The following is a 5302-nucleotide window of genomic DNA, read 5'->3' as shown; positions in this document are numbered from 1 at the left end:
GCTGCAACCAGTGTGAAAGTAGGTTATCGTCAGGCTAGTTATAAGCAAAACCCCGTAGAGTGATCTCTGCGGGGTTTTTTGCGTTTCAGGTGTTTGTTTTCGTCGGTTCTCCCATTCTCTTCACGCCGCGGATGTTCGGCCGATGAGACCGCGTGGGCTCGAGAGCCCACGCCGGCCGCGCCCACCCTACAAGAACCGATGATGCGCGCCGAATATCTGTATCAAAACTGATCAGCTGGCGTGACAGCTTTCAGACACAGCTGTTCAGTTTTCGAACAGGCCTGCACACACCTCCCACATCTGGCATTGGCATGTCCCTTGCTCGTCCTATGGTTGGCTTGAACTTCCAGACAGGACAACCATGCACAGCCTCGCCTCCGGTTTCCAGGGCCTCCGGCCATGAATGGCCCGCCCGTTCGCAAGCAGCTTGCGTGCGTCATCGCTGCGGCCTTGCTGCCGGCCGGCGCGGGCGCCGAGCCGGCGCCCGATGGCGGCGAGATCGCCAGGGTGGAAGTGGTCGGCATGGCGCCCTTGCCGGGCCTGGGTATCGAGCGCAAGCTCCTGCCTTATCCGGTCCAGCTCGTCGGCGACAAGGACCTGCCGCGGGCGGGAGAGAACCTGGCCGAGTTCATGGCGCGCTCGCTCACCGGGGTGAACGTGAACGAGGTATCCGGCAGCCCTTTCCAGAACGACCTGACTTTCCGCGGTTTTCGCGCCTCTCCCGTGCTTGGCAGCGCGCAAGGCATTTCGGTCTACCTGGATGGGGTGCGCGTGAACGAAGCCTTCGGCGACGTGGTCAACTGGGACATGCTGCCCGAGGCCGCGATTGGCAGCGTGCTGCTGGTCCCTGGCGCGAATCCGCTGTATGGCCTGAATACATTGGGGGGCGCGCTCGCCTTTACCACCAAGTCCGGACTGAGCCATCCGGGCGGCGAAGCCGGGCTGTCGGCCACTGACCACGGTCGGCGCCGCGCCGATCTCGCCTATGGTTGGCACGATACGAGCGGATGGCACAGTTTTGTCGGCGCCACCCTGTTCGACGACGAGGGTTGGCGCGATCATTCGGCCGGCCACCTCGGCAACGTCTTGCTGAAAGTCGGCCGCTCGCAGGGCGACACCGACTGGAGCCTGGCACTGCTGGGCGGGCGCAGCCGGCTGCTCGGCAACGGCCTCCTGCCCGATTCCCTGTACGACGACGACCGCCGCGCCGTCTATACCCATCCGGACACCACGCGCAATCGGCTCGGCCAGGGCAGTTTCAACCTGACCCGCCGTCTCGGTGCCGACAGCGAACTCACCGCCACCGCTTATGTGCGCAATAGCCGCCGCGACACCGTCAACGGCGACCTCAGCGAAGACTACGACGACTACGTCGAAGATTGCGAAGACGGTTTCGATGCCGGCGGCGCCGCGCTCGAACCCGACGAGTGCAGCTATACGCGCGAGGAAGGCGCGGCCCTGCACCCTGGCGTGCTGAACACCACCAGCACCCGCCAGAAAGGGCGAGGCGTCAGCGCCGCCTTCAGTACCTTGCGCGGTGCGAACCGCCTCGATGTCGGCTTCACCTATGACTACAGCAGTTCCGAATACGCCCAGTTCGAGCAGGAAGCCTTCATCACGCCTGAGCGCGAAGTGATCGGCGACCCGGACGAGGAGCGCGAGCCCGATGCATCGGTGACCGGCAGTTCGCGCGCCTTCGGCCTGTATGCGGCGGTCAGTCACGCGTTTTCTCCGTCCACCCAGCTGACCGCGAGCGCACGCTGGAACCGCGCGCGCGTACGCAACACGCTCACCAACGAACGCGGGCCGCAGCCAACGGAAAGTTTTACCTATACCCGCCTGAACCCCGCGCTCGGCCTCACGCACCAGCTCGGCGCCGGCCCGACCCTGTTCGCGAATATCGCGCAGGGCAACCGCGTGCCGACCGTGATCGAACTCGGTTGCGCGGATCCCGAGAACCCCTGTCGCCTGCCGGTCGGACTGCAGGCCGACCCCTACCTGAAACAGGTGATCGCGCGCACTGTCGAAGCAGGGGTGCGGAACGAGTGGCCTGATGGCCGCTATACCGTGTCGCTGCACCGTACCGTCAACCACGACGACATCCTCTTTCTCAGCGCACCCTCGCGCCAGGGCTATTTTGCGAATTTCGAACGCACCCGCCACCAAGGACTGGACGCCACGCTGACGCGTCGCTTCGGCCCGCTCGGCCTGCACCTGGCCTACAGCTACCTGGAAGCGACCTACGATGCCGACGGCGAGCTGTTCACCGGCGCACGCAACGTGCAGGTGCAGCGCGGGACGCGCGGGGCCGGGCTGCCGCGCCACAGCGGCAAGCTGTCGCTCGACTGGCGCGTAAACCCGCGTTTCGAGCTCGGCATCGACCTGCAGGGCGCAAGCAGCCTGGGCACCCAGGGCAACGAGGATGGCCTGGTCGAGGATCCGGAACCGGGAGAAGAACCCGAGCGCGGCGACTGGCGCGTGCGCGGGCACGTGTTAATGGGCCTGCGCGCCAGCTACCGTCCGGCCGGCGGTTGGGAACTGTTCGCGCGCGTGAGCAACGTGTTCGACCGCCGCTACGAAACTTATGGCGCCATCGGCCCCGACCTGTTCCCGCGCGGCGTCCTGCTCAAGCCGCACGAGGGCGAGGCCGAATCCGCCCATGCCCGTTTCGTGGCGCCGGGTGCGCCGCGCGCCGTCATGGCCGGGCTGCGCACCACCTTCTGAAAGCCGCAGCGCCCGCTGGGCATCAGAAGGTGTACTGCGCGCTGACGCCGACCGTCCACTGGCGCCCGGGCGCGGCCTCGTAGTAGCGTTTATTCGCATCGCCCACGATCACCGAGCCGACATAATCGCGGTCGAACAGGTTGTTCAAGCGCAGGAACTGGCGAAAGCGCCAGCGATCGACCGTCTGGCGCGCCTGCACGCGCGCGTTGACGATCGCATAGCCCGGGGCCGGACGCTCGACGTTGGTGTCCTCCGGGTAGATCTTGCCGCTCGCGATCGTCTCCAGGGCCGCGCCGAAGCGTCCGCCTTCGTCGTTCCAGGCCAGTTCGCCGAACAGGTTCGCACGCGGCACGCCCGGCAGCCGGCTGCCGGCAGGGACATTTCCGAAGCCGGTTTCATAGGTCGCCCGCAGCAGCGTCAGCGCCAGCCTTGCGCTCAAGCCGGCGCCGAACTCGGCTTCGGCGGACACCTCCGCTCCCCGGCGCAAGGTCTCGCTCGCGTTGCGATAGCTGGTGCGTCCGCCGGCCGAGGACTCGACCACCATTTCGTCGTCGGTCCGTGCCTGGAACAGGGCCGCCTCGATGCGCGCGTTCTCGCCCAGTTTCGCCTTGGCGCCGAGCTCTAGGTGACGGCTGCTGGCCGGCTTCAGCCGGTAGTTGAAGCCGGTGCCGCCGTTCGAATAGAACAGCTCGTTCAACGTCGGCGTCTCGAAGCCGCGCGCCGCGCTGAGGTAGACGTTTAGTTGCGGTGATACCTTGTAGAGCGCGCCCAGCACCGGCCTCACCTTGCTGTAGTCGACGCCGCCGCTATCGATGCCGTTCGACAGGAAGCGGTCTTCCACGTCGACGTCCAGGCTGCTGCGGCGCAGGCCCGCCGTCAGCAGCCAGGGGCCGCCTTCCCATTGGGTCTGCACGTAAGGATCGAGGCTGGAGAGCTTGTCGGTCTCGTCGCGCCGCAGGGCGCCGCGCACGCCAAGTTCGGTGCCGACGAAGTTCTCGTAGCCCTGGCGATCGTCCTTCGAACGGCTGTATTCGAGGCCGAATGTCGTGCTGAGCTTGCCGCCGGCGAGCTGGCGCACCATCAGCCACTGGAGGTCGGCGCCGTGGAAGTCGCGGTCGAAGTCGACCACCCCGCCCGAATGGGTGGGCGGGGCCTGGAAACCGCGCGAAAAGGCCTGGTACTGGACCACTTGCCGCTTGCCAGCATAGGCCGTGATGCGCAGCCGGTCCGGACCGAAGCGCTGTTCGAAGACGGCGCCGCCCTGCTGGTGGTCGATGCTCTTGCGCGTGTTGTAGCGCTCGGCGAAGGTGCGGCGCGGCGCTTGTGTATCGGTCGGGTCGCTTTCGCCGGCGCGCGGGTTGCGCTGGAACGTGGCCCAGGTCACGCCGAGCGGATCCTCGGTGTCGTCTTGCGTCAAGGTGCTGGCGGTGATGGTCAGGCGGATGCCGGCGTCCGGCTTCACGCTCAGCTTGGCAAAGCCCTGGTCGCGCCGGGCAGCGCTATGGTCGCGGTAGCCGTCGGTGTCGAAGCGCGAGACGTCGACCACGTAGCCGATGCCGTCCGTCTCGCCCTGGGCGCTCAGGTCGATCTTGTGGGTGCCGTCGCTGCCGCCGGATACCGTCGTCTCGACACTCGGCCGGCCCTGGCCGTCGCGGGTGAACAGCTGGATCACGCCGCCCGAGTGATTGCCGTAGAGCGCAGAAAATGGCCCGCGCAGCACTTCGATGCGCTCGGCCATGTCGAGGTTGAAGGTGGCGGCCTGGCCCTGGCCGTCGGGCATCGAGGCCGGGATCCCGTCGGCGATCAGGCGTACGCCACGCACGCCGAAGGCCGAGCGCGCGCCGAAGCCGCGCGAAGAAATCTGCAGGTCTTGCGCATAGTTCTGGCGGTTCAGGACCACCAGCCCCGGCACCGCGGACAGCGCCTCGGAGGCGTTGACCCGCATCTGGGCCGCGCCGATGCGCTGGGCATCGACGATGTCGACCGCGGCCGGGAAGTCGAAGCTGTCCTGCTCGATCCGGCTGCCGGTCACGATGACGACCGGCACGGGCGCGTCCGCGGCAGGCTCGGCCGCCTGAACCTTGCCGGGAACCGCGAACGCCGCGCCGCCCGCCGCGAGCAGCGCGGCGATGATGTTTGGCCGGGATGGAAATGATTGCCGCATGCATGTCTCCGTCTGTTGGATGAACCGGGCCGGTATCGCTGCCGGCCGCCTCGCCTGTCCAAGCAATATGCCTGCCATGGCTTGCCGGCGTGGCACGGCGCTTGCATTGGCTGTGCTCTGGGCGCATCGACGCCGTCGCCGGGGCAGCTGGCGCAACGCATCGTGGCACACCTGTTTCAGATCTGAACAGCTGACACGGCATTGGACAGTTGCCGGCGTGTCCACCGTTGGCAAACCTTATCGATACGGAAGAGAACATGAAAACGAGAGCAGCCATTGCCTGGAAAGCCGGGGAACCCTTGATCGTCGCCGACGTCGACCTCGACGGCCCGCGCGCCGGCGAAGTGCTGGTGGAAGTGAAGGCCACCGGCATTTGTCACACCGATTACTACACCCTGTCGGGCGCCGATCCGG

Annotated in this window: 2 protein-coding genes and 1 pseudogene; 2 read left to right on the top strand and 1 reads right to left on the bottom strand. The window is 66.8% G+C overall.

The window, feature by feature from the left end; translation table 11 throughout:
- Positions 1 to 399 precede the first annotated feature (399 nt).
- Positions 400 to 2724 carry a TonB-dependent receptor gene (locus RT688_RS23490; protein ID WP_313707242.1) on the top strand — a complete coding sequence of 775 codons (2325 nt, stop codon included), beginning with the start codon at positions 400 to 402 and terminating at the stop codon, positions 2722 to 2724.
- Between the two features lie 22 nt (positions 2725 to 2746).
- On the opposite strand, the gene RT688_RS23485 is transcribed toward RT688_RS23490, so the two are convergent.
- The gene (locus tag RT688_RS23485; RefSeq protein WP_313707241.1) at positions 2747 to 4888 is read right to left on the bottom strand and encodes a TonB-dependent receptor; all 2142 of its coding nucleotides are present in this window, start codon (positions 4886 to 4888) and stop codon (positions 2747 to 2749) included.
- A 257-nt stretch (positions 4889 to 5145) separates the two neighbouring features.
- Between RT688_RS23485 and RT688_RS23480 the strand changes: the two are divergent.
- Positions 5146 to 5302 (top strand): annotated as a pseudogene (locus RT688_RS23480) (alcohol dehydrogenase catalytic domain-containing protein); the annotation flags it as partial.

Source organism: Massilia sp. (assembly GCF_032106685.1).
GTDB lineage: Bacteria > Pseudomonadota > Gammaproteobacteria > Burkholderiales > Burkholderiaceae_D > Telluria.
The sequence above is the reverse complement of the archived record's forward strand: the minus strand, read 5'-3'. Positions and strand labels throughout refer to the sequence as shown.

Bases quoted from the DNA above. Each gene is read 5' to 3' on its own strand.
- RT688_RS23490 (WP_313707242.1), top strand. From the start codon at position 400: ATGAATGGCCCGCCCGTTCGCAAGCAGCTTGCGTGCGTCATCGCTGCG.
- RT688_RS23485 (WP_313707241.1), bottom strand. From the start codon at position 4,888: ATGCGGCAATCATTTCCATCCCGGCCAAACATCATCGCCGCGCTGCTC.